This window comes from Streptomyces sp. NPDC091292 (assembly GCF_044757265.1).
Taxonomy (GTDB): domain Bacteria; phylum Actinomycetota; class Actinomycetes; order Streptomycetales; family Streptomycetaceae; genus Streptomyces.
On the sequence record NZ_JBIVUQ010000001.1, the window covers coordinates 538,518 to 558,842 of the forward strand.

33 protein-coding genes are annotated in these 20,325 nt (G+C 69.2%); 3 read left to right on the forward strand and 30 right to left on the reverse strand.

Annotated elements, in window-relative coordinates; all coding sequences use genetic code 11:
• Positions 1-4: 4 nt before the first annotated feature.
• The 15 genes from ACIQNU_RS02330 to ACIQNU_RS02400 all read right to left on the reverse strand — a co-directional run bounded on the left by ACIQNU_RS02330 (position 5) and on the right by ACIQNU_RS02400 (position 10,568).
• Complete coding sequence (locus ACIQNU_RS02330; protein WP_401359942.1) at positions 5-1,069, reverse strand: major capsid protein; 1,065 nt, start codon at positions 1,067-1,069, stop codon at positions 5-7.
• A 17-nt stretch (positions 1,070-1,086) separates the two neighbouring features.
• Positions 1,087-1,866, reverse strand: coding sequence for a hypothetical protein (locus ACIQNU_RS02335; RefSeq protein ID WP_401359944.1), 780 nt, complete (start codon positions 1,864-1,866; stop codon positions 1,087-1,089).
• Positions 1,867-2,148: 282 nt separating this feature from the next.
• The gene (locus ACIQNU_RS02340; protein WP_401359946.1) at positions 2,149-3,258 is read right to left on the reverse strand and encodes a phage minor capsid protein; all 1,110 of its coding nucleotides are present in this window, start codon (positions 3,256-3,258) and stop codon (positions 2,149-2,151) included.
• A 12-nt stretch (positions 3,259-3,270) separates the two neighbouring features.
• Positions 3,271-4,875, reverse strand: coding sequence for a phage portal protein (locus tag ACIQNU_RS02345; RefSeq protein ID WP_401359948.1), 1,605 nt, complete (start codon positions 4,873-4,875; stop codon positions 3,271-3,273).
• On the reverse strand, positions 4,862-5,062 hold the full coding sequence (locus tag ACIQNU_RS02350; protein WP_401359950.1) for a hypothetical protein: 201 nt from the start codon (positions 5,060-5,062) through the stop codon (positions 4,862-4,864). Before ACIQNU_RS02350 ends, ACIQNU_RS02345 begins: the two co-directional genes overlap by 14 nt.
• Positions 5,062-6,357 carry a PBSX family phage terminase large subunit gene (locus tag ACIQNU_RS02355; protein ID WP_401359952.1) on the reverse strand — a complete coding sequence of 432 codons (1,296 nt, stop codon included), beginning with the start codon at positions 6,355-6,357 and terminating at the stop codon, positions 5,062-5,064. Before ACIQNU_RS02355 ends, ACIQNU_RS02350 begins: the two co-directional genes overlap by 1 nt.
• A gap of 9 nt (positions 6,358-6,366) precedes the next feature.
• Entirely contained in the window at positions 6,367-6,852 is a 486-nt protein-coding gene (locus tag ACIQNU_RS02360) for a helix-turn-helix domain-containing protein (RefSeq protein ID WP_401359954.1), read from the reverse strand.
• 69 nt (positions 6,853-6,921) lie between these two features.
• Positions 6,922-7,263, reverse strand: coding sequence for a hypothetical protein (locus ACIQNU_RS02365; RefSeq protein WP_401359956.1), 342 nt, complete (start codon positions 7,261-7,263; stop codon positions 6,922-6,924).
• 350 nt (positions 7,264-7,613) lie between these two features.
• A complete protein-coding gene (locus ACIQNU_RS02370) occupies positions 7,614-7,793 on the reverse strand; it encodes a hypothetical protein (RefSeq protein ID WP_401359958.1) in 180 nt (59 codons plus the stop codon).
• A gap of 54 nt (positions 7,794-7,847) precedes the next feature.
• Positions 7,848-8,387, reverse strand: a complete 540-nt coding sequence (locus tag ACIQNU_RS02375; RefSeq protein WP_401359960.1) for a hypothetical protein — start codon at positions 8,385-8,387, stop codon at positions 7,848-7,850.
• A 49-nt stretch (positions 8,388-8,436) separates the two neighbouring features.
• Positions 8,437-8,937 (reverse strand): hypothetical protein, encoded by a 501-nt coding sequence (locus tag ACIQNU_RS02380; RefSeq protein WP_401359962.1) that lies wholly within the window; start codon positions 8,935-8,937, stop codon positions 8,437-8,439.
• An 11-nt stretch (positions 8,938-8,948) separates the two neighbouring features.
• Positions 8,949-9,116: a hypothetical protein gene (locus ACIQNU_RS02385; protein WP_401359965.1), complete on the reverse strand. Its 168-nt coding sequence runs from the start codon at positions 9,114-9,116 to the stop codon at positions 8,949-8,951.
• A complete protein-coding gene (locus ACIQNU_RS02390) occupies positions 9,116-9,952 on the reverse strand; it encodes a protein transporter Sec31 (RefSeq protein ID WP_401359967.1) in 837 nt (278 codons plus the stop codon). The genes ACIQNU_RS02385 and ACIQNU_RS02390 overlap by 1 nt, the downstream gene beginning before the upstream one ends.
• On the reverse strand, positions 9,949-10,089 hold the full coding sequence (locus ACIQNU_RS02395) for a hypothetical protein (RefSeq protein WP_401359970.1): 141 nt from the start codon (positions 10,087-10,089) through the stop codon (positions 9,949-9,951). The genes ACIQNU_RS02390 and ACIQNU_RS02395 overlap by 4 nt, the downstream gene beginning before the upstream one ends.
• Before the next feature lie 173 nt (positions 10,090-10,262).
• Positions 10,263-10,568: a hypothetical protein gene (locus ACIQNU_RS02400; protein ID WP_401359973.1), complete on the reverse strand. Its 306-nt coding sequence runs from the start codon at positions 10,566-10,568 to the stop codon at positions 10,263-10,265.
• A 180-nt stretch (positions 10,569-10,748) separates the two neighbouring features.
• Here ACIQNU_RS02400 and ACIQNU_RS02405 point away from each other — a divergent pair, with 180 nt between their 5' ends.
• The 3 genes from ACIQNU_RS02405 (at position 10,749) to ACIQNU_RS02415 (ending at position 11,799) form a co-directional block, all read left to right on the forward strand.
• Entirely contained in the window at positions 10,749-11,138 is a 390-nt protein-coding gene (locus ACIQNU_RS02405) for a helix-turn-helix transcriptional regulator (protein ID WP_401359975.1), read from the forward strand.
• Positions 11,131-11,532: a DUF6221 family protein gene (locus tag ACIQNU_RS02410; protein ID WP_401359977.1), complete on the forward strand. Its 402-nt coding sequence runs from the start codon at positions 11,131-11,133 to the stop codon at positions 11,530-11,532. Before ACIQNU_RS02405 ends, ACIQNU_RS02410 begins: the two co-directional genes overlap by 8 nt.
• 78 nt (positions 11,533-11,610) lie before the next feature.
• Entirely contained in the window at positions 11,611-11,799 is a 189-nt protein-coding gene (locus tag ACIQNU_RS02415) for a hypothetical protein (RefSeq protein WP_401359979.1), read from the forward strand.
• A gap of 514 nt (positions 11,800-12,313) precedes the next feature.
• Here ACIQNU_RS02415 and ACIQNU_RS02420 read toward each other — a convergent pair.
• From ACIQNU_RS02420 to ACIQNU_RS02490, 15 genes are all read right to left on the reverse strand, one after another.
• Positions 12,314-13,060, reverse strand: coding sequence for a hypothetical protein (locus ACIQNU_RS02420; protein ID WP_401359981.1), 747 nt, complete (start codon positions 13,058-13,060; stop codon positions 12,314-12,316).
• 97 nt (positions 13,061-13,157) lie between these two features.
• Positions 13,158-13,394 carry a hypothetical protein gene (locus ACIQNU_RS02425; RefSeq protein WP_401359984.1) on the reverse strand — a complete coding sequence of 79 codons (237 nt, stop codon included), beginning with the start codon at positions 13,392-13,394 and terminating at the stop codon, positions 13,158-13,160.
• A gap of 2 nt (positions 13,395-13,396) precedes the next feature.
• Complete coding sequence (locus ACIQNU_RS02430; RefSeq protein ID WP_401359986.1) at positions 13,397-13,669, reverse strand: hypothetical protein; 273 nt, start codon at positions 13,667-13,669, stop codon at positions 13,397-13,399.
• Positions 13,670-13,886: 217 nt separating this feature from the next.
• Positions 13,887-14,084: a hypothetical protein gene (locus ACIQNU_RS02435; RefSeq protein WP_401359988.1), complete on the reverse strand. Its 198-nt coding sequence runs from the start codon at positions 14,082-14,084 to the stop codon at positions 13,887-13,889.
• Complete coding sequence (locus ACIQNU_RS02440) at positions 14,081-14,284, reverse strand: hypothetical protein (protein WP_401359990.1); 204 nt, start codon at positions 14,282-14,284, stop codon at positions 14,081-14,083. Before ACIQNU_RS02440 ends, ACIQNU_RS02435 begins: the two co-directional genes overlap by 4 nt.
• The gene (locus ACIQNU_RS02445) at positions 14,281-14,469 is read right to left on the reverse strand and encodes a hypothetical protein (protein ID WP_401359992.1); all 189 of its coding nucleotides are present in this window, start codon (positions 14,467-14,469) and stop codon (positions 14,281-14,283) included. Before ACIQNU_RS02445 ends, ACIQNU_RS02440 begins: the two co-directional genes overlap by 4 nt.
• 46 nt (positions 14,470-14,515) lie before the next feature.
• The gene (locus ACIQNU_RS02450; RefSeq protein ID WP_401359994.1) at positions 14,516-14,773 is read right to left on the reverse strand and encodes a hypothetical protein; all 258 of its coding nucleotides are present in this window, start codon (positions 14,771-14,773) and stop codon (positions 14,516-14,518) included.
• Entirely contained in the window at positions 14,770-14,943 is a 174-nt protein-coding gene (locus ACIQNU_RS02455) for a hypothetical protein (protein ID WP_401359996.1), read from the reverse strand. Before ACIQNU_RS02455 ends, ACIQNU_RS02450 begins: the two co-directional genes overlap by 4 nt.
• A gap of 100 nt (positions 14,944-15,043) precedes the next feature.
• A complete protein-coding gene (locus ACIQNU_RS02460; protein WP_401359998.1) occupies positions 15,044-15,256 on the reverse strand; it encodes a hypothetical protein in 213 nt (70 codons plus the stop codon).
• 2 nt (positions 15,257-15,258) lie between these two features.
• The gene (locus ACIQNU_RS02465; RefSeq protein WP_401360001.1) at positions 15,259-16,476 is read right to left on the reverse strand and encodes a hypothetical protein; all 1,218 of its coding nucleotides are present in this window, start codon (positions 16,474-16,476) and stop codon (positions 15,259-15,261) included.
• Between the two features lie 91 nt (positions 16,477-16,567).
• Positions 16,568-17,038, reverse strand: a complete 471-nt coding sequence (locus ACIQNU_RS02470; RefSeq protein WP_401360003.1) for a hypothetical protein — start codon at positions 17,036-17,038, stop codon at positions 16,568-16,570.
• A gap of 86 nt (positions 17,039-17,124) precedes the next feature.
• Positions 17,125-17,355 carry a hypothetical protein gene (locus tag ACIQNU_RS02475; protein ID WP_401360005.1) on the reverse strand — a complete coding sequence of 77 codons (231 nt, stop codon included), beginning with the start codon at positions 17,353-17,355 and terminating at the stop codon, positions 17,125-17,127.
• Positions 17,356-17,414: 59 nt separating this feature from the next.
• Complete coding sequence (locus ACIQNU_RS02480) at positions 17,415-18,392, reverse strand: hypothetical protein (RefSeq protein WP_401360007.1); 978 nt, start codon at positions 18,390-18,392, stop codon at positions 17,415-17,417.
• Positions 18,393-18,460: 68 nt separating this feature from the next.
• Positions 18,461-19,291, reverse strand: coding sequence for a DUF6551 family protein (locus ACIQNU_RS02485; protein ID WP_401360009.1), 831 nt, complete (start codon positions 19,289-19,291; stop codon positions 18,461-18,463).
• Positions 19,278-20,261: a ParB N-terminal domain-containing protein gene (locus tag ACIQNU_RS02490; protein ID WP_401360012.1), complete on the reverse strand. Its 984-nt coding sequence runs from the start codon at positions 20,259-20,261 to the stop codon at positions 19,278-19,280. The genes ACIQNU_RS02485 and ACIQNU_RS02490 overlap by 14 nt, the downstream gene beginning before the upstream one ends.
• Positions 20,262-20,325: the final 64 nt, after the last annotated feature.

The window sequence follows — 20,325 nt, forward strand, 5'->3', positions numbered from 1 at the left end:
CTGGTCACCGCACCTTCACGTTGCGCAGGACGCCGCAACTCTTCGTGTTACGGAGGACGGCCGCGACCGGACCCATCTCGACCTCACCGGTCTTGACCGCGCCAGGCTGGGAGAAATCCGGGAGGAACGTCTCCACAAGCGGGGTGCTGGCCATGGAGGCGCCGTGGAAGGCGTCCAGGCCGAGGCTCACGGCGTAGATGTCGGTGAGGCCGGTGATGTTGCCGCCACCGCCCGCGCCGTCGGCGTCCCGGGTCTGGATCGGGATGATCGGCGCCGACCCGTCGGCACGGTCGCCGAGGTCCACGAGGACCCAGTTGCCGTATCGCATGATCTGGTTGCCGAAGCTGTCCTTCTCCGACGTGTACTGGTTGGCCCGTCGGGCAAGGGACTGGATTCGGGCGATGCTCTTGGTGTTGCCGAGGATCGCCTTCACGCCCGCCGGGATCGAGCCGTCCGCGCCTGTGTCGCCAGAGCCGGTCTGGGAGCCCATGATCCTGGACAGGAAGTCGTCGAAGGCGTCGAACACGCTCATCGCGATGTCCTCGGTGGTCACCGTCGCCGGGGACCAGTCGAGGTAGCCCGAGGTGATGCCTTCGTTGACCGGCAGGTACTCGGTCGACTGGCCCACCAGCGCCTTGTCGAGGCCGTCGAAGCCCGTGTCGTCGACGGCGGTGTCGCCGAGGATCAGCTCCTGCTGGAAGCGGGTCCGCATCGAGGTGAGCTTCTGTGCGAGCTGGAAGCTGATCTCGTTCGAGGCGGCCGGGCCGAGCCGGGCCAGCTTGCGGTCGACGTTGAACGCGCCACCCAGCGGGTGGAGTTCCACACTCTTCCGCTCGCGAGTCGCCTGGTTCGGGGCGTACTCCTCGTTGAAGCGGCGGAACGATGCCGATGAGGGGGCGAGCAGCCGGGTGTAGCCGTAAGTCAGGCTGTCGCCGCCCGTGCCCGGGGTGACGGTGTCGTCCCACACCATGTTGTTGAAAAGCCAGCTGTTGCGGCGGAGATTGTCGATGACGGCGAAGTCGATGTCCGCCTGGGTGTTGAGCTGCGCCTGGGCGAGCGTCACGGGCATGGGGTTCTCCCTGGTGGTCAGGTCTGGTAGTGGTTCGTGATCGCCCCTGCGAGCGATCCGGTGCGCTTCTTCGCGGCGCCTTCGCCGGTACCGCCGGACAGGTCCCCGCCGGACTTCCCTGCGGTCTGCACGGCGATGGTCGGGTTGGCTTTCAGCTCGGCTTTGATCAGGCCGTCGACCTTGTCTCCGAACCCGTTCGAGTCGGGGTCGAGCTTGGCGAGCGCGTCGTAGAACGAACGCGAGTTGAGGAGCGGGGCGACCTTCGCACCGAGCTTCTCGGCCCGCCCGTACACGGCGAGCTGGCCCGACAGATCCTTGATCTTCGCGTCGCGGTCGCCGATCTCCTTCGCGGACTCCTCGGACGCGGCCGTGCGGCCCCGTGTCTCGGCTTCCTCGACGGCCTTCTCCTGCTCGGTCAGCTTCTCCTTGCGGAGCTTCTCCAGCTCGGCTACAGCTTTCGCCCCGGCCTCGGCTTCCTTGGCATGAGCCTTGGCGCGCTTCTCCCACTCACGAGCGTGCGACTTCCAGTCCTTCTCACTGGACTGCGATCCGGACTCGCCGGATTCCTGTCCGGACGACTGTCCGCCCTGCTCTGAGCTGTCACGGTTACTGCCGTCCGCGCCCTGCCCGGACTGTTCGGATCCGGACTCGGTGGACTCGGATCCGCCTTCGCCCTCGCCGTTGCCACCCGCGATGGCGTAGATCGGTGCGCCGTTGCGGCGGTAGCCGAGTACGTCCAGGGCGGCGTGCGTTGCGAGGGGGTGCCTGAACTGCGAGTGGGTGAAAGGGACCTGCATGGTGTTCTCCCGTTTCGGGGTGCCCAGCCACCGTGCGGCGGCCGGAATTCTGGAGGGCTTGTCGGTAGGGGGGAGTACCGTCGCGAGATGGCCAGATATCGCGAGAACGCGCCCGGCGCATGCCGCCGCTGTCAGGGACCGATGGTCCGAAACGTCCTTGAGCTAGACGCGATGGGGCAGAGCGCCGTCCGGGTCGACAGATCGGCCCCGTTCTGCCCGTCGTGCACTGGGTCCCAACTGGAGCAGTGGGACCAGGAACACGGAGATCAATCCGAGGGGTAGTCAGCGTGGTCCCGTGAGCTGTTCGCGGTGGCTCTTGCGCGGAAGTCCGCTCTCGGCGACCAGCTCACGGATCCGCCCCTGATAGGCGCGCACCCGCGCGTTCGCCTGTGCCTTCTTCTTCTCGTCCATCGCCCCGGCCGCCTCGCGCTTCCACCTGCGGACCTGGCGCTCGAAGTACCGCTGCTGCTGCGACTGCTCGTACGTCGCCCGCGTCCGATCCACCTTCGACGGCAGCGCCCGGGTCACACCAGGCAGATAACTACTCACGGAATGACGGCAGTTCGGGTGAAGCAGCCCGGCCGCCCGAGCCTCCAGGAGACTGCCAGCCACCCGAACCCGGACCATACGGCCGTCCTCGGTAGCGTGCTCAACCTCCACGATCCCGGCACCGGACGGGCCCTCGCGCCGCAGCACCTTGCCCTCCCACGGCTTGCAGCGGGCGCATTTCTCCGGGGCGTCCGACACGATCACCAGATCGATCCCGGACGCCGCCATCCGATCCGTGTGCGCGTCCACAGCCGCACGGCCGAGCGCACTACGGGTAGCCATCTCCGCATAGGAGGTGAGGTTCCAGGCGCGTCCGGCTCGGTCCACGAAGCCTGTTACGCCCTTGCCGGCGAACCTGGCGAGGGCCCGCCCGGCAGCCTCACGGCGGGTCGTCGCGCCGAGCAGCGGCGCAGATGTGGCCTCGGCGATGACCTGCCGGTACACGTCCAGGCCCTGCCGGAGGATCCGCTGATGCGTCGCCCCGGTTTCCTGCACCAGCGCCGCCGCGAGCTGGTCCACCGCCTGCGTCCCGGCCGGGATCGTCGCGACCGTCGGTGCGAGCGCCCCCAGTTCGACGACGGCCGCCTGCGCCCCGCGGTTGTACGCCTCGGCGACCGCCCGATGGATCGCAGGTACGGAAGCGGTCTGGAGGGCGGCGATGATGTCCTCGATCGCCGTGCGCAGGCTCCCGATCGACTGTATCCGGAGCACGGCCCACCGAGGGCTGCCGAGGCCCTCCGCGAGCGCGCTCGCGACCTTCTCGATGAGGGAAAGTTCGGCCTGCTCGTACAGAGAGGCGACCGCCGAGGCGAGGTCTTCGGCCATGTCGGGGCTGACCGGCATAGCGCCTCCCCGTTACTCGCTGGCCGTGGTGTCCTCGGTGGCCGGGACCACAGTCGGGTCGGGCTGACCGTCGGCCGGCGGCTGCTCGTCGAAGACGGGCCGGTCGGCGCCGAGGGTGAACGGGTCCTCGACGAGCCGGCCAGTCTCCTTCAGGATCCGGGCGGCCTCCTCGCGCTGCTCCCGTTCATCCCAGTCCGGGTGCACCGTCTGCACCAGGATCTCCGTGGAAGCGGCCTCGGCACGGCGGAGCAACTCGGCAGTCTCAGCGAGAGTCTTGATGTCGTCCTGCACCGAGTCCTGGAACACAACGTTGGGCCTCTCGACCTCGACCCCGGCCACGCCCGGGAACATGCCGGACGCCTCCAGGGCGAGGAGGGTCTCCACGATGTCCGCGACCCCCGTCGCCGCCAGCTCTGCCTTCCGGGCCCGCGTGGACATCGACCGCGCGGTGCGGGCCTTGATCTCCGTCGCGGTGACCGCAGCCCCGCCGGAATCATCGCCGAACGTCCCCCCGGAGTAACCGGCGTTGCGGATCACCTTGCCGACCAGTTCCTCGATCGTGGCACGGTGCTCCTCGTGCCGGATCGCGAACTGGTTCAGGGTGATCGACTGGTCGGCATTTGGCGGCACATTCATCGGCGCGTACACGTCACGGTCCTGCCATGTGGCGCCCATGCCAGGACCGTTGGAGTCCAGGTACATCGCCGGGACGATGATCCGGCTCCTCGCGAGGCGAATGTCCCGCATCCAACTGGTGTACGTCTCATCGATCGCCGACAGGAACGTCTCCGCGCCCTGGTAGTCCGATGCGCCGAGGCCGGCGGCGCCGGGGATGTCGTCCCAGTCCGGGGCGATCATGCTGTTCGGGATGTAGGAGACGGCGAGCCGCTTGCCGATCGGCAGGGTACGGACTGGCAGGAGATTCTTCGTCTGCTCGAACGCCTTGAGGTCGATTAGTTTGCCGAGGTCGGTCTCCGAGCCGTCGTACACGCCGTGCAGGATCAGGCCCGGCTCGTGGCGCTCCAGGTGCCGGACCATCCGCTGCCCGTCGACGACAAGGACCGTCCAGAACGTCACCGCGCAGAGGACATCGCCGTGCGCGAACTCGGGGACCGCGTTGTCCGCCTGGACCATGCTGATCCACGGCCGGTCCCGGATCGCGTCGTCCCACACGATGCGCAGGTAGGCGCCGCCGAGCGCCGCGCCAGTCTCGCCAGCCGCGATCAGCGTCCGTTTGAGCCCGCACTCCATCAGGTCTTCGAGGCGCTCCTGCGTGCCCGAGTCGTCGACCTTCAGGGTCGGGGGCTCGGAGTACAGGAGGTCGCTGCTCGTGCGGGCGATGTCCCGGGCGAGCGGCATGTGCAGGTTCGCGCGCTTCTCGCCGAGCGGGACAGGCTGGCCCCAGAACCAGCGGGCGACACGGCCGACTACGCCGCCGCGGTAGGTGCTCGGCCGATTCATCGGCGGGCCGTAGCGGGATGCGTCGCGGTGCCGGTTCATGTACCGGTAGGTGAGGCGGTCGGGGTTCGCGGAGAACCAGGCGCGCCAGTCCTCCATGTCGGCGCGGATCGCTGGGTGGATCGGCGGCCAGGGAGTGTTCTTGTCAGGGAGCGGCACCGGGCACCCCCTCGCCTGCGTCGCGCTGGACCATCTCGACCTCTGCGGCCCGGATCTCCAAGGTGAGGATGACGAGTCCACCCTCAACGTGGGTCCTCACGGACTGGACTGCTGGGACACGCTGCCCGTCCAGATAGACACTGCCGCCTCCGGGGGTGAGACGGACCTTCGCGAGCTGCACGGGCATCAGGCCGCCACCTCCAGTGATGTCGCGGGCAGCAGATGCCGCCACTCGTTCGCCGAGCTGTGCAGCCCGTACCGGAGCCCGTCCACCGAGTGGTCATCCACCTTGAGCGGCTGGTCGATGCCCTTCAGCGCGGCCTTCGAGTCCCACACGTACGCGGGCAGCTCCTCCAGCAGGCCCTTGCACGATCGGTGGATGGACAGGATGTTCTCGCCGAACGCCGAGCTGACGCTGCGGATCCCGTCCTTCACCTCGTTGTCGGCCTTCGCCACCCCGGGCACGCCGTCCGACCACAGCTGCGTCATGAACGAAGCCGCCGAGGGGTCCACGAAGATCCACGACGGGGCCACGCCCTTCGTGCCCCGGTGCTCATACGTCGACAGCCAGCGCCGCACCCCAACGCTGTACTGCGCGTCCGTCAACTGCCGTTTCGCCACACGCGAGTCATGCCGGTACTCCGAGGCGACGTACATGCGGTTGTCCGAGCCGATCCCGATCAGCAGCGCGGCGAACGGGTTCACCGTGCCGTAGTCGATGCCCACGCACATCCATCGTGAGATCTCCGGCACCAGGTCCACGACGTGGCGAGCCTCGTCGAACGCGTCGTAGATCACGCCCTCCGCGAGGCACCACTCGCCGAGGACGTACCGACGGAAGAACAGGCCCTGGTGCGACCGCTTCAGCGAGGCCACGTACGCGGCCGGCAGGCTCGGGTTGTCGTCGAGGACGAACGAGAACCGGTGCACATCCAAGGCGTCCGGGTCCTGGGTCTCCGCGAGCGTGCCGTCGCGGCGCAGGTGCAGCCGGGCTCGGTCGAGGACCTGCTTCTTCAACCAGTGGTTGGGGCCCTCGGGGTTCGTCGTGCCGAACCACTGCGCGCCCTCCACGCTGAGCCGGGTCTCCAGCATCTGGAAAAAGGTCTGCGGGTAGGTGGTGACCTCGTCCATGTACGCGCCCGCGAGCGTCAGGCCCTTGATCTTGTCGGCGGCACGTTCGTCGTTGGCGCCCGCCACATAGATCGTGCGGCCGAAGATGACGACCTCGCCCGCGCCTGCACGGTAGTCGCAGCGCCGCTTGCCGATCATCTGCACGATGACGTCGATGATGTTCCGCTTCAGCGTGCGCTCGGTCTTCCCGACCATGAGGAGTGCGCCCGGCGGGCCGGTGCGGACGTACCGCAGCCACACCATGATCGAACCGATCGTCTTGCCCGACCGGACCGCGCCCTCCCACAGATTCCCGCGTGCTGCCGCGAGTTGGGTTGCGCGGAGTGCCTTGCCGGCCAAAGGAGAGAACATGCTGCCCCCTTACTGGCCGGGCATCATCCCCCTCAGCCACGCGTCGACCGCTGCAAGGCCCTCGGTGTCGGTCTCCGGCGGTACGAGCCGCAGGCTCTTCTCAATGGCGATCCCGGCGCTGGTCATCAGGTTGCGCTTCGCGTCAGCGGGAGGTTCCGGTACCTGCTTGGCGCGGTAGACGTTGTCCTTGCCGCCGAAGTTGTAGACCGTGGCGGGTTCCCAGATGGCGCCGCTGAGGCGGATTGCGTCGTGTGTGAGGTCGAGCGCGAGTTGCGAGCGGAGGGCGGCGAGTTGGGCCACCCTTGCGCGGGTGGCGGCCTCGGTCATCGTGGGGTCGAACTCCAGCTCCAGTTCAGCGGCGATGAGGCTGATGGTGCGGGGCGCGCGGCCGAGCTGCCGGGCGATCTCGTTGCGGCCGATGTTCTGTGCGTGGAGTTCGCAGACCCGCTGCTTCTCCTCGTCGGTGACCGGCTTGTAGTCGGGGCGGAGGGTCATGTCACCTCCTGAGGGTGTGCGTCGGCCCGGCCGTGCTCGGGGCTGCGGCCGGGCCGGGATCACGAGACGTCAGGCTTTCCACCCGGCGTCGAGGCATGCCTGCGCGAAAGTGTCGGCGGCGATCTGCCACGCGTTGGCGCTGCCTGCCGCGCCGTTGGCGAGCACCTTGCCGCTGTCTGCGATGCGGTTCGTCTTCGACGAGGGCGCCCATTTGTTGACCTTGTGGGCGAGGTCGAGGCGTTCCTGACGGGTGTCGGCGGCCTTGTAGTCCTTCGCGAAGTCGTCGCAGGCGAAGGATGCGGCGTCGTCGAGTTTCTTCGGGTCGGCCGGCTTGTCGCTGGCGGCGCTGCTGGAGCAGCCGACGAGAGCGAGAGCGGCGATCGTTACGGCGATGGTGGTGCGGATGCGCATGTGTCCCCCCTGGACTGTGTGCTGTGGGGGCATCATGCCGCGCGGGGGGTGATCGTTTCCGGGCATGCCAGATCTGCGGCCAGTGTGGGGCATGATCCAGCAGAAAGCAACTACGGGTGTAGTGGGCGCACCACGGCGACTACAGGGCCTCCCACGGAATGTCACGCTGCCACCGCCAGCAGCCGTCCGCGATGCAGGGGGACGTCGGTAGTGGGCATGGGTCCCAGGGTGGCGTACCCCGGGTGGTGTACGGGCGGGTACGGGAAGGCCCCGCCGCTCCGGGGGATGTGAGCGGCGGGGCCTGGATGCCGGGCGTTACCCGGCGCGCAGCCACCAGTGTGGCAGGCCGGTCAGTCGTCGGCCTTGCCGAGCGCTACCTCAACCTGCTTGATCTTTCCCGACATTGACAACTCAGCGCGCACCGGATTGTCACCCCGGACGCCGATCTTCCTCGCTTCCTCGACGAAGGCCGCGAGTTCGTCCAGCGTCATGTCCTTCTCGTCGCCGGAGAACTTCAGCGTGGCAGGCATACGGCCATGGTGACGTACCAGGGTCCCGCCGCGGGCCGGTATGCGACGAGGCCGTTACTGGACGCGGTGCCGGCGCGTCGTCTCGCTGCCGTCCTTGACGAGCCTCCCCGCGAGGCCCAACTCCTCGACGGTCACGCGTTGGTTGGTTGGTTGTCCCTGGTCAACACCGGTTTCTGGGTCTTCTGGGGAGAGTCGGGGGAGGGGCGGCAGGTCGTCCCTGTGTACGCCTACCGCTGTGTCATCCCCATTGCGTACGGCCCGGCGTACGCGGATCCCGAGGTTCTCCACCAGGGCCCGCGCGGTCTCCTTCGGCACGTCGAGAGCGGCGGCCAGGTCCGCGAGGAAAGCGTGCGGTGCGGACACCTCGTGCAGGGCCTCGACGATGTCCAGTGCGCTGATCGGCTCAGGCACCGCATCTTCCGGTGCGGCGCCGCTCTCCCGCCTGCGGCCGGTCCAGCGGCTCAGCGCCTGACAGCCGAGCGTGCCCAGGACACCCACGATCACGTACGCCACCCACGGGAACGCGGCCACGATCCCCCACATCACCCCGCACACGATGACGACGAGGATCACCCTCGCGGTCCGCTCGCTCATCTCGCGTGGTTCAGCGACCTGTTCGGCTGCCGCCTCGGCAGCCTCCGCCTCACTCACCGAACACCCCGGTGAACCCGATCCCGGCGAGGTTCACGCCGCTGCCCAGGGGAATCGCTGCGACACCGGCCACGTTCCCGGACAAGGCCACAAGGACCCCGGCCATGACACCGAGCAGGATCTTGCTCTTGGACTGTTTGGGCCCCCACTTGAGCAGGCCCAACAGGACGATGGTCAGCAGGAACACGATCACGTACCCGCCGGGCGTGAGCATCAGTTGCTGAGCGCGGGTCACATCCGGCGCGCTACCGCCGACGCCCCAGACGAGGCCCGCGTATCCGGCCACGTTCCCGGCCCACAGGGCGACCCAAGCGGTGGCGCCAAGCAGCGACCAGGAGCCGAGTGCCGCGAGCGCTGCGAGCATCCCGTACAGCAGCGACAGGGCGAACGGCACGAGGGCGCCCCACCGTCGCTTCTCCTTCAGGTGCCAGCGCATGAGGAACGCGAGGACGATCCCGACGCCGAGGGCAACGCCCCCGAGGTTGATGGCCATGTACGGCATGGTCAGTGGCTCCAGACGGCCGTGATGAACGCGATGGCGGTGGTGATGACGGCGACGGTGCGTGCCGCGGGCAGCAGGTATGCGCCGCGGTAGTGGTGGGGCGCGACCGTGTGGAGGGCGATGGCGCCGAGGAGGGCGAGAAGGATCCAGAGGATGAGCCAGACGACCATCACGCGCCCCGGAGGTAGCGGTTGACGGTCTCTTGCTTCGCGTTGGCGTCGGCGACCTGGTGGACGTAGCGGAGCACGGCGTCCGGACTGTGGATCCCGGAGTCCAAGGCGGTCCGGACCGCCTGTTTCACGGTCCTCGGCCCGGTGAGCGTCGGCAGCGGACTCTCGGAACCGGCGTCCGGATCCGGTCCGGACCAGTCCGGATCGGCGTCCGGATCGATCCGGAGTGCTTCCTCCTCGGCTGCCACCAGGCCTCGGGCGCGGGTCAGTTCGCGGTTGATCGCGACCATGGCCAGCTCCCCGCCGGCCTCGGCGCGCTGAAGGTCGACCCACTGCTGTGTCTTGTCGTCGAGGGGTTTCGCGTGGTGGCGCAGGACGATGGTCCACAGGGCTTTGACGATCCCGGAGACGACGGCCCCGATGATCCCGATTGCGGCCTGTCCGGCGAGCCAGCCGTGTGCGCCGACCGCGACCATCGCGACGGCGAGCGCGCCGTGTCCCATCCACCGGGGCAGTGCGGCGCGGGCGGGGTCGTAGCGGGACAGCCACTCGACGGCCATGCACAGGATCCATGCGAGGTCGAAGGCGATCGCGGCGGCGTACGCGGCGGGGGCGATGGTGACGCGGGCGAGGAGGTCACCGATCGAGGCGGTGGACCAGACGACGGCGACCGCGACGAGGACGGCTGCGGCGGCGGTGACTGCGGTGAGGACGGTGCGGTCCCAGTCGCGGGGCGGGACGGGCAGGTCGACGGTGTAGCGCTCCAGGACCATCTCGGTGCGGCCGTTGACGGTGTGGGGCACGAGGCGTGTGCGGTCGGCGGTGCGGGTTTTCACGGCCGGCGGACCTTCCACGAGTAGAGGGCGAGCACGGTGCAGACGAGGGTGGGGCCGGGCTGCGCGGTGGCGATGGCGAGTGCGGCGAGGGTGGTGAAGCCCCACCGGGCGAGGGGGCTGGTGAAGGAGGGGCGCACCTGGGCTCCTGGTGGCGGGGCCGGTCCCCGCGGGGGGTGGGCGCGGGGACCGGCGGTCTGGTGGTGGGTCAGCCGTCGTCAGGTGTTCCCGAGGTCGACCCAGGAGCGGCACTTGCGGCAGACGTACTGCTGGTCGTCGCGGGCCATGGGTCGGCCGCAGCAGGTGGGGGTGTTCATGCGGTCGCTGCGGTCGCCCGTAGGCGGGCGGCGTATTCGGCGATCGTGCCCGTGACGGGCGGGAGGGCGAGCCTCACGGCGGCCGTGAAACCGGCCCGGTCCCGGTAGGGGACGCCGGGCAGGTGGGCGCTGATGATGGTGGGGGTGAGGGTGGTGAGCCAGCCGGTGGTCATGCAGGGCTGCCAGGTGCCGCCGAGGGGGTGGGTGCGGGTGGCATGCAGATCGAGTGCGGTGGCGATCGAGGTGAGGGCTCGGGCCATGGGGCTCGGCTGCTGGCCGGTGGTGCGGATACGGTGTTCCACGGTCGTTTCTCCTGGTGGTTCAGGGGATTCGGCTGGCCCCGGCCGGGCTCTCACACACCGACCGGGGCCGTTCTCGTTGTCGCGTTGCCAGACTGGCAGGAACCTCTTTACAACGTCAAGGGGTTCGGGAAGGATGTTGCCGTGCCCAAGAGCCCTGACGCAGAGGGGAGCCCGCGCTTGATGACCACCAGTGAGATCGCGGCGGAGCACGGAGTCAGCCGCCAGACGGTGCACGCGCATCGCAAGCGCGGCGCCTTCCCGGCCCCCGTTGAGGGCGAGGGCAGCACGCGGCCCCGGTTCCGGGCCGATGAGGTGGCCACGTTCTTCGCGGCGAACCCGCCGACACCCGGGAAGCGGACGGACCTTCCCGCCAAGCAGCAAGGAGAGCCGACATTGGGCGGACGTCAGCGGGGCGGCCTGAGTCGCGAAGACGCCGAGACGTGCGAGCAGTTGCATGCCACGGCTGACCTGATCGAGGCACGGTGGCCAGATGTCCACCCGACGCTGGTCCGGGATCTGCGGGACCTTGTCGACAACGTGATCGAGGAGTCGGGGGCGTCGGATGGATGACCTGGTGGACTGGCTGCGCGCCCAGCTTGACGAGGATAAGCGGATCGCGCAGGCCGCGACCTGGTGCGACGACGCTGCAACATGGCGTGCTGCTGTGTCAGAGTACGGAACCCCGGCCCGTCCGGGCGGGCCACGCTGGTACGTCGAGGACTCGATGGAGGACGGTGTGGTCACGACCGTCGACCCGCAGGCGTCCGCCGACGAGGGTGTGGCCCTGCACATCGCGGAGCATGATCCGGCGCGGGTGCTGCGCGAGATCGACGCCAAGCGGCGGGTCCTTAACACCCTGCACGAGGAAGGCGGCGACCGGATGTTCGCGGACATCTTCCACCTGCTCGCCCTGCCCTACGCGGACCGGCCCGGCTACCGGCAGGAATGGGCGCCGACCCCGTAGCGGAACACGGCAGAGCCCCACTCGGCTACCTCGGGTGAACGCGCACGGTTGTCAGTGCGTCGGAGGAGACTGAGCGCTATGACGGAAATGCGAGATCGCACATGGCCCTGTCCGAAGTGCCGCAATGAAGATCAGTCGCTCATGCGCTGGGGGCTGACCCGGCGTGAGACAACGGGCGACGGCCGCAAGCAGGACATCGTCGACTACGAGTGTGACGCCTGCGGCGAGTCCGGCTCCGAAGTGGTTTGGACCGGCAGTGCAGGCTGACGCTCGGCACAGTGAACGCCCCGCCGCAGTCGAGATGCGGCGGGGCGTTCGAGTTGTCCGGTCGCGATGTTACGCGGCGACGACTCCCGCATCGGTCCAGATCGGCCCGCACCTATCAGGGACGGCGACCCTCTTGCTCGCGCTCGCGACTCAACTCCAGATCACCGGCTGCGCGAACGAGGAGCGCAGCAAGTGCACGGGCGTGCACCGGCTCCAGCACGGCCGCAGACTCGCGCTCGCCTCCTCTGTTCTGCGGAATGGCAAGCCAGATGCCGTCTTCGGGAAAGGGAGCTGGAACGTCGTTGCCGGACAAGACGTGCACAGATGTGCCCCCGATTGCCTCAATGGCTTCCCTCATGATGCCCCTTCCCAATGTCGACCACTTCAGATTGGCACAGTCAGGTATTACGCCGAGCCTTCAACTGCGCGGTCTCCGACTGGAGACGGGAACTCCTCATGTCACGGATGCCCAGCAGTCTGCGGAACCACAAGCGGGCCTGAAGCGCGAGGGGCGTCATGCGACCGCCATCCCACCGTCGGTCCAGATCCGCCCACACCCCGTGCAGTGCGCGACCGGCGCACGCCCCTCCCCACCGTGCACATCGATCTGGCCGCCGCAGCCGCAGGGGCGTCCGAGTGTGCGACGTTGCGCGGCGATGTCGAGGGCCCGCTCGATCCGTTCGGCGGCGCCGGCCGCGACGGCTCCGACCTGCTTCGCTTCGGTGTCAGTAAGGCGTCGGCATGGTCCGGGCGCCCGCTCGATGCGGGCCAGTAGCCACAGCGCGGCGTACGGGGCGGTGCGGCGGCCGGTGTACCGCCATCGGCGCGGGTCGTACGCGTCAGCGTGGGCCAGCTCGGTGCGGCGCCGCCGGTCGGCGGCGGCGATGCGGGCTTCGCGGAGGGTGCGGTAGTCGGCTTTGCGGGCGGCCGGGACGCTGATCGGTGCGCGTTGTGCGGCGTGGGCGATGTCGTCGGCGCAGGCGACGAGTGCGGCCTCGATGGCGCGCATGGTGTCGAGCACGTGGAGCCTTACGGGGGTGGGGCGTTCGCCGAGCTGGATCGGGTCGCGCTCCAGGGTGCGGAGGTGGGCGGCTTGGTGGAGTTCGTATTCCAGTTGTTCGGCGTCGGCTTCGTCGAGGCGGGCGAGGTAGCCGCGGAGTCCGAGGCCGAAGGCGCCGACCTGGACGGGCTGTCCGGCGGCTTCGTGGAGGTCGGCCCAGTGGAGGGCCACAGTGCGGAGGTGGGTGGCGGTGGTGGTCATCGTGACTCCCGTGGTGCTGGTGGGGCGGTACGGTGAGGCCACCGGTGGGGGCGTGCCTGGCCTGGGGAGGTCTGTGGGCGCGCCCCCGCGTCGTGGGTCAGTCGTTCCCGTGCTGTTCGATGGCGATGATGGCGCTGCCCCGGAGCGCGATCCCGCCGCCGGCCGCGAGGATGAATGTCACCCACTGCGTGCCGCTGTTGCGGGGGTCGAGCCTGGCCACGTGGTCGGCCAGGGAGAAGCCGCCCGTGAGTACTTCGACAGTGCGCTCAGTGGTGCCGACCACGTACCGGATGTTCATCGTGGCCTCGTAGTCGGGGGTGGGTTGCTGGGGCATGGTCATTTCTCCTTGGTCTGCTGGGTGATCCGGATGGATGGCCGCTTGCCCGCTGGCCGTTCGATGGTGACGGTGTAGCCGGCGACCTTGAGCACGGCGGCGTACCGGGAGAGTTGGGCGGCTTCGTCGGGTCCGTCGTGAAAGGCGCGAACGGTGGTGGGGCTGGCCTGGGTGGCGCGGTGGCCGGGCTGCCAGGCGGGCCCGGTCAGGGAGTTGTTGTGCCCTCGGGCCGTGAGGGCGAGGGCGATCTCTGCGGCGGCGACTCGGCAGTGCATGGGCGCTGCTCCTTGGTCGGGTTGAGGGTGGTGTTCCACCGGGCGTGGTCCGCCACGGTCACGGTGGCCCGGTATCGCATGGGTTCAGCGTCGGGCCACGCGGGTTCGAAACGGCCGAGGACGTCACGGAGTGTGCGGCGGAGCGTCTGGGTCTCCGTCTCGGATGCGGCCAGGGCCCTGATGACGGCGGCGAGTTGGCGCTGCGGTTCGAGGTCGGTCATTTCGTTCTCCGTGCTGCGCGCGCGATGGCGCGCCGGGTGGCTCTGTTGGGTACGGGCAGTTCCTGCCAGCCGAACGGGGACTCGCCGTCGGTGTCGGTGTCGACCACGACCTCGGTCGTGACCAGGACGTGTTCCCAGTGGGCGCCGGGCGTGCCGGCCCGCTCGCCCCGGGGCGCGGACGTCGGGCCGGTCATGCCGCGTTCCGGGGTTCGTCGGGTCCGGGTAGGTCGAGGCCGTTCACGATCTCGTCGAAGCGGGCGCGTTCGTAGGCGAGGAACGCCGCGTTGTCCTGGGCGGGGCTGCTGCCGATGTGGATGATCTGGATGCGGGCGGTGCGGTGGCCCCAGCACCAGCCGAGGGCGAGGGCGAGGAGTGCGGTGAGGAGGTAGGTCACGGCTGGTCTCCGGTGGTGTGGCAGGGGCAGGAGCAGGCGCAGCAGCGGCCTTGGGGGTTGCCGGAGCAGGCGGCGCCGCAGTCGGTGTGTGAGCCGGTCCGGCAGGCGTCCCACCGGGTGTAGTGGGGGTGGCGGGTGTGGAGGCGGCGCAGGGTGCGGTCGCGGCGGGTGCGGAGAGGGATCATGTCGGGCTCCCGCTGTTGATGGCGGTGCCGAGGATGCGGGCGGCGGTCACGCTGCCTCCCGGTGGCTGTGCGCTGTTGTGTGGCTGTCTGCGGCCCGTGTGCGGCGTGTGGCGCGTATCCGTGCCCGGAGCGTCCCGTAGGCCCAGGAGGGGCCCGTGTGGCGCCGTTTGGCGGCATGCCACGCCCACGCCCCGGTCGCGGTAGCCGCGAGGACGACGATCGTGCCGACCGCCGCGAGCACCGCGATCCACGCGGCGAGGGCCCAGCCGACGGCGATCGCGGTATCGACCGCGTCGGCGATCACGACGGCTCCCCGCAGACGTGGTCGTCGGCGGCGAAGGGCTGCCCGTCCTCGTCGTGCAGGACAAGTTCGTCGTCTGTCGCGTCGTACCAGCCGTCGCCGGTGGCGCCGCAGTTGCCGCACTCCCAGGTTCCCGCCAGGCTGATCCCGGTGAATCCTCCGTTGCTGCTCACAGGGCCTCGAACTCCTTACAGACGAAGTTGTCGTTGCTGTCGGGGTCACAGGCGTCGCAGAGGAGTCGACCGCAGACGGTGTGCGGGTCCTCGTCAGCGATCACGAGTCAGCCCCGTCCGCCACGCCCACCACGGTGATCGTGATGGGCAGCGTCTCGGCGAGGTGCTGCGCCAGCCCCTCGCGGGCGCCCTCCCGGAATGCCTCGCGCATGTGGTCGTCGGCGACCGCCCAGGAGCGAGCCGGGATGCCGTAGTGGTGCGTGTACAGGACTCCGCCGAGTTCGATCTCGGCGCGCAGAACGACAGTGGCCACGGTCACGCCTCCTTCGCGGGCGCGGCATCAGCCCCGGACACGGGGTCGGATTCCACGACGGTGGACGTCTCTTCCCACCGGACGATCCGGAACCTGCGGTCCGGAACGCGGCGACGGTAGGACTCGCGGCGCTCACGGGCCTCGTCCAACGTCTTGCACTTGAAGCTGATGCCGACCCAAATGTCCGCTTCCTGAATCTCCAGGGCGAAGTCGGTAACGGGCGGCCATGGGTCGGTCTGTGGGGTGTCGCCTGCCTCGCCAGCCGGGCGCGTGCCGGGCGGGCAGTAGTGGTCCCCGGTGTGGTGCTCGGCGGTCGCCGCGGCGGCCTGCTGCGCCTCGTCGGCCTCGTTGAGGATGTCGTCCAGCCGGAATCCGACGGATGCGTACATGCCCGGGATCGCACTCCGGATCGTCGCGACGGCGGCAGCGTGGGAGCGTGCCCGGTACTCCGTGTCGGTCAGGCCGAGGTTGGTGGCCTTCTCGGCGGTGGACTTCCTGGGCTGCTGCGCCTCGCCAGCCAGACGGCGCAGCTCCCGGGCCACGTCCAGACCGCCGATGGCGTAGGAGCAGTCGGGTCCGTAGCGCTCGTCCATCATCTGCTCGGCGATGCAGGCAGCCCAGCTCAGCACGGCGGCCCGGTCGGCGTCGACCTGCCGCTGCAAGCCAGCCACCCGGGCGTCGACCTCTGCCGCGCGGTCTCGGAGAGCCGCGCCCTCACGGCGGAGCTGACCGGTCTCGCGGACCAGGGAGTCCCACTCGGCGCCGGCGGGCAGCACCGACAGCACCGCAGCGGTGCGCCGGTCGGTGTGGCACGAGACGGAGGTGCCATCGGGGTGGTAGCAGCCGGTCCAGTAGGTGCTGCCGGTGACAGGGCACGGGTGGGTGTGGTTCGCGTTGTCGAGGGCCGCGGCGATGCGGTCGCGGAGGCCGGCCCGGTCCGCAGGCACGGTGTCGGCAGGCTCGTAGGTCTCCGCGAAGATGCTGCCCTTCACGGGCCAGAACTCCCCACGCGTGCCCTTGACGATCCAGTCCCCGACCCGGGCCACCAGCTCGCCCTCCAGCGTCGGCACGAAGATCTTCGGTTCGGCGTAGGTACCGGACACGGACCCACCGCACCAGGCAGCGAGGTCGAGACCGGGCCGGCCGTCGCTGCTGGGTGGCACCTGGCGGGCTTCGACGGGGATGGGCTTCTTGCGGTAGCGGGTCGGTTCGGTGGTCATGGTCGTCTCCAGGTCGGGTGTGGGAGGGTCGGGGCGCCGGTCCGGCGGTGGTATCGACACCGCCGGGCCGGTTGAGGGCGGTCATGGGTAGCTACTCGGAGCCCTCGGCGGTACCCCACGCCTCGCACGCCGCGTCCAGCACGGCGGCGCCGTTCCACAGCCCGATCCGCCGCCGCCCCGGCTCGCCCCTGTTGATCAGCTCCGCCAGGGCGAACGCGACCTGGACCGGATTGGCGGCCCCCGGGACGGGCATCGCTGCCGGCTCACCGTTGGAGCCGTCCGGCAGGCACTTCGCCCACAGCCACACCGGGCCGCGCTCGGCCTCGCCCTCCTCGATGCCGGGGTGCCACTCCCAGATCAGCAGCAGCCCGTCCGGCCAGCGCACCGCATCCACGCCGTAGGTGTCCTCGGGGGCGAAGCGGAGACAGGCTCGCAGGTAGCAGTCGCTGCCGCGGGTGTCGCAGTCGTCGAGGGTGATGTCGGCGGGGTCGAGGCCGACGTCGGTGAGGGTGTTGACGACGGCGGTGATGTACGTGTCGTGGGGAAAAGTGCGGTCGGTCATGGTCAATTCCTTCTGCTTTACGGCGCTTTGTGACGGTAGGGGGCGACGGTGGCAGTCGCCGGGCCGGTTGCGGGTGGGGTGGGCGGTCACGGCCGAACGGCAGAGGCGGGACCGCTGCCCACCGGGTGGTCGGGGCAGTAATCGCGGCCCTCGTGGTCCGTCCACCCGTCGGCGGCCAGGTCCTCCCGGTGTCGGGCGGCACGCGTCTCGGCGGTGAGCGTCTGGGACGCGGTGATCATGTAGGTGTCGCAGCGGGTGCAGTCGCTGGCCTCGTAGTCGCAGGTGGTCTGGGTGGTGGTGTTTCGGGTGCTGCGCATGATTTCTCCTGTTGGGTGGCGGTCTTGTTGGCGCGCGGGCGGTGTATCCGGATGGGCGGTCAGGCGGTGTCGCCGTGTTGTCGGTCGCGTTTGCGGTCGGCTTCGGCGCGGGCGTTGAGTTCGGCCATGCGTTGGGCGTACGAGGGTGGTGTGGGTGTGGGGGTGGTCTGGTCGCCGCCGGGGAGGCCGACGAGGAAGGCGCCCTGCTGTGGGGTTTCTGCGCGTTCGCGGGTGAGCCAGGTGACCCATGCGGGGCCGAAGTCGGCGGCGCGGGTGGCGCGGGTCTGGTGGTGGCGTACGAACTTGGCGGTGGCGTTGGCGGTGCCTGCGGAGCCGAGGCGGCGGACATCGGCAGCGGCGGCCGCGCGGTCCGTTGTGGTGGGCTGCCAGTCGGCGTTGATCAGAGAGTGAGGCAGGTCGCCTTGCGCGCTACTACCGGTACTTCTCTCTCTACCTGAACCACTACTAGGGGTTGGGGTCGGGTCGGGTCGGGTCGGGGCGCCGTTAGTAACGGCGTGACGAAATGCGCTGACCTGCGACTCTGTCTCCGAAACGAGACACTTTCCGGCCGCTGTCGTGTCGCCGTCGTGCTGCGTTCGTGTCGCCGTCGTGTCGTTGTCGTGCGTTTCGCTGGCATCCGTAACGCCGTTACTGCGCCCGTTATTCGAGGGGGCGTCCGACCCGTCGGGCGGGATCGGCTTGCCGTTCTTCCGGCGCCGGAATGCCTCCTGCCGAGCGGCGTTCCTCTTCCGCTCGGCGAGGACCTGCTCGCGAGAGGGGTTGTACTCCAGGTAGTCGTGGATCTGCCATCCGTCGTCGACGCGGTCCCACAGCCCGGCGTCTTCGAGTTGCTTGGCGGTCACCTTCACTGCGCGGACTTTGGCCACGAGCGGTAGCTCGCGTTCGGCGATGCACCCGTCGGTCAAGTTCTCGGCGCACCAGCAGAGCGCGGATACGTGCAGCCGGAACGCCCGATCGGACAACAGCGCGACCTTCCGGTGGGAAGGGAAGCGGTCGTCCAACTTGACCCAGGGCATGAAGGGCTTCTCTCGTTCGTCCTGATCAGGGAGGGGCGGGGCCGCGTGGTGGCGGCCCCGCGGGTGGGCTAGCGCCAGTCGGGCAAGCTGCCGTTGCGGCGGCGGGTGTTGTACGCGCGGACGATGGCGTCAGAGATGCAGTGGGCGACGGTTCCGCCCTGGAAGTCCCGGGCGCCCCGAGCCTTGCCGAGGAGACCGGAGGGCCCGCCGGGGTACTCGGCCAGCTTCTTTACCAGCGCAGGCAGGTCGACGACGTTTCCGAACCGGTTGAAGACCGCACCGATCCCGAGGAGAACGTCGCCGTTGACCGCCTCGCTGCGATAGCCCCATGCCTCGGAGACGACCCGGAGGGTGAGCTGGAGAGCCCGGCCGGGCTGCATCGTGGTGTCACGTCCCTGGTCGCCGTGGAAGACGCGTTCCAGGCTGCGCACAGCGGTGATGCACTTCTCGGCGCTGGCGTCCGCGATGGTCCAGCCGGCAGCTTCGGCGATGGCGGTGATGTTGACCGCGTCCGGCTCTCCGGCGGTGACGCGGGCCAGGAACTTGTAGATGCTCTTGACCTGCCGGTTGTCGTTAAGGCCGAGGAAGAGTTGAGCCTCCTGGGCGAGCGTGAGCCCGGTGAAGACCCTGCACTCGATCTTCTGGTCGGCCCATCCCGCCTTGCGGATGAGGTCTGCCCGGTTCTGTCCGTCGAGCCAGACCTGTTCTCCGCCGGGGCGCCGGGAGACGTCCGGGACTCCGAGGAGGCTGGGGTCGAAGCCTTCGCGGAGCTTCTTCTCCACCCAAGCCGAGTCGACGGGGCGGGTGTTGACGCGAGGGTCCCGTCCGACCGAAGACACAAGCAGCCATTCGATGGTGACGGTGATTTGGCCCGAGGCGATGAGGTCAGTGAGTAGCATGGACGTGTTCCTTCAGCTTGTTGTTGAAGCTGCGCAGCACACGCAGCACTTGGTCGAGGTCGCGCCGCCACAGCGCGGCCTCTTCTGCGTCGATGGACTCATCCAGCTCGTTGATGCCGGCGAATCCGACGCAGAGTCCTGAGAGGGCAGCCATCCCGTCGGTGATCGACTTGCGCTGGGAGCGCTGGGGCATGCGCCTACCGCCCGCGTCGAGGAGGGGCGCGGCGGGTGCGGCCGGTTCGGGGCGGCTGCGGGTTGTGGGGGCTTCGGGGCCTCGGTTGGTCTTGCGACCTTTCCAGTGCTCGTAGACCGCGGTGACGGTGAGGGGCCGGCCGCCGTCGGTGGGGCGTACTTCTTCGCCCGCCGTGATCCGGTCCATGAGGTCGAGGGCTGTCTTGGAGGCGGCCTGCCGTTCCGGTGAAACCGCTGTCCGCTGGCCCTTGTTGATCTCGTAGCCGTCCGCACCGTTGGCGACCTGCTTGATGCGGGAGTATGTGGCTGTCGAGAGGCCGACCGCCTCGGCGGCACGTTCGCGGGAGTCGTACTTTTCGGTTCCGTTCGCCAGTACGGCACCGATAGGGCTGCCGCCTGGCGATCGACCGGCCAACTGCGAGGCGGCCTTACGCTCGGCGGCTCGGGGCTTCTCCAATTCCTCAATCTGCCGTCCGAGCGCGATCAGCTCTGAGGCGGTCATCGGCTTCCGGCAGATGTTTTCGTCGCGCTCGGCCTTCAGGAGGTCGACGGCGTCGTGGATGTGCTCGGCGACGACGACTTGCACCTCGTCCATGCCGAGACGGCGGCACGCTTCGAGGCGACGCCCTCCGGCGATCAGCTTGTTCTCGGCCGTGACGACAATCGGTTGGAAGAGTCCCAACGCCTCGATGGATGTCATCAGGTCGGTGAGGTCGCCGAGGTCGGTTCGAGCGCGGTCTCCTGCCTTGATCTCGTGAATGCCGACCTTCTTGGTCATCAAGCTGTGTCCTTTCCATGGGCCCCGCGCCGTGCTGGTGCGGGGCTTCGTGCTGTGTGTCCCG

Bases quoted from the DNA above. Each gene is read 5' to 3' on its own strand.
- ACIQNU_RS02430 (WP_401359986.1), bottom strand. From the start codon at position 13,669: ATGCACTGCCGAGTCGCCGCCGCAGAGATCGCCCTCGCCCTCACGGCC.
- ACIQNU_RS02435 (WP_401359988.1), bottom strand. From the start codon at position 14,084: ATGACCGGCCCGACGTCCGCGCCCCGGGGCGAGCGGGCCGGCACGCCC.
- ACIQNU_RS02475 (WP_401360005.1), bottom strand. From the start codon at position 17,355: ATGCGCAGCACCCGAAACACCACCACCCAGACCACCTGCGACTACGAG.
- ACIQNU_RS02415 (WP_401359979.1), top strand. From the start codon at position 11,611: ATGACGGAAATGCGAGATCGCACATGGCCCTGTCCGAAGTGCCGCAAT.
- ACIQNU_RS02445 (WP_401359992.1), bottom strand. From the start codon at position 14,469: ATGATCCCTCTCCGCACCCGCCGCGACCGCACCCTGCGCCGCCTCCAC.
- ACIQNU_RS02350 (WP_401359950.1), bottom strand. From the start codon at position 5,062: ATGCCCGTGCAGCTCGCGAAGGTCCGTCTCACCCCCGGAGGCGGCAGT.
- ACIQNU_RS02480 (WP_401360007.1), bottom strand. From the start codon at position 18,392: ATGCCCTGGGTCAAGTTGGACGACCGCTTCCCTTCCCACCGGAAGGTC.
- ACIQNU_RS02340 (WP_401359946.1), bottom strand. From the start codon at position 3,258: ATGCCGGTCAGCCCCGACATGGCCGAAGACCTCGCCTCGGCGGTCGCC.
- ACIQNU_RS02490 (WP_401360012.1), bottom strand. From the start codon at position 20,261: ATGACCAAGAAGGTCGGCATTCACGAGATCAAGGCAGGAGACCGCGCT.
- ACIQNU_RS02385 (WP_401359965.1), bottom strand. From the start codon at position 9,116: ATGGTCGTCTGGCTCATCCTCTGGATCCTTCTCGCCCTCCTCGGCGCC.
- ACIQNU_RS02360 (WP_401359954.1), bottom strand. From the start codon at position 6,852: ATGACCCTCCGCCCCGACTACAAGCCGGTCACCGACGAGGAGAAGCAG.
- ACIQNU_RS02465 (WP_401360001.1), bottom strand. From the start codon at position 16,476: ATGACCACCGAACCGACCCGCTACCGCAAGAAGCCCATCCCCGTCGAA.
- ACIQNU_RS02420 (WP_401359981.1), bottom strand. From the start codon at position 13,060: ATGACCACCACCGCCACCCACCTCCGCACTGTGGCCCTCCACTGGGCC.
- ACIQNU_RS02365 (WP_401359956.1), bottom strand. From the start codon at position 7,263: ATGCGCATCCGCACCACCATCGCCGTAACGATCGCCGCTCTCGCTCTC.
- ACIQNU_RS02330 (WP_401359942.1), bottom strand. From the start codon at position 1,069: ATGCCCGTGACGCTCGCCCAGGCGCAGCTCAACACCCAGGCGGACATC.
- ACIQNU_RS02485 (WP_401360009.1), bottom strand. From the start codon at position 19,291: ATGCTACTCACTGACCTCATCGCCTCGGGCCAAATCACCGTCACCATC.
- ACIQNU_RS02375 (WP_401359960.1), bottom strand. From the start codon at position 8,387: ATGAGCGAGCGGACCGCGAGGGTGATCCTCGTCGTCATCGTGTGCGGG.
- ACIQNU_RS02355 (WP_401359952.1), bottom strand. From the start codon at position 6,357: ATGTTCTCTCCTTTGGCCGGCAAGGCACTCCGCGCAACCCAACTCGCG.
- ACIQNU_RS02370 (WP_401359958.1), bottom strand. From the start codon at position 7,793: ATGCCTGCCACGCTGAAGTTCTCCGGCGACGAGAAGGACATGACGCTG.
- ACIQNU_RS02470 (WP_401360003.1), bottom strand. From the start codon at position 17,038: ATGACCGACCGCACTTTTCCCCACGACACGTACATCACCGCCGTCGTC.
- ACIQNU_RS02410 (WP_401359977.1), top strand. From the start codon at position 11,131: ATGGATGACCTGGTGGACTGGCTGCGCGCCCAGCTTGACGAGGATAAG.
- ACIQNU_RS02405 (WP_401359975.1), top strand. From the start codon at position 10,749: ATGACCACCAGTGAGATCGCGGCGGAGCACGGAGTCAGCCGCCAGACG.
- ACIQNU_RS02425 (WP_401359984.1), bottom strand. From the start codon at position 13,394: ATGCCCCAGCAACCCACCCCCGACTACGAGGCCACGATGAACATCCGG.
- ACIQNU_RS02380 (WP_401359962.1), bottom strand. From the start codon at position 8,937: ATGGCCATCAACCTCGGGGGCGTTGCCCTCGGCGTCGGGATCGTCCTC.
- ACIQNU_RS02335 (WP_401359944.1), bottom strand. From the start codon at position 1,866: ATGCAGGTCCCTTTCACCCACTCGCAGTTCAGGCACCCCCTCGCAACG.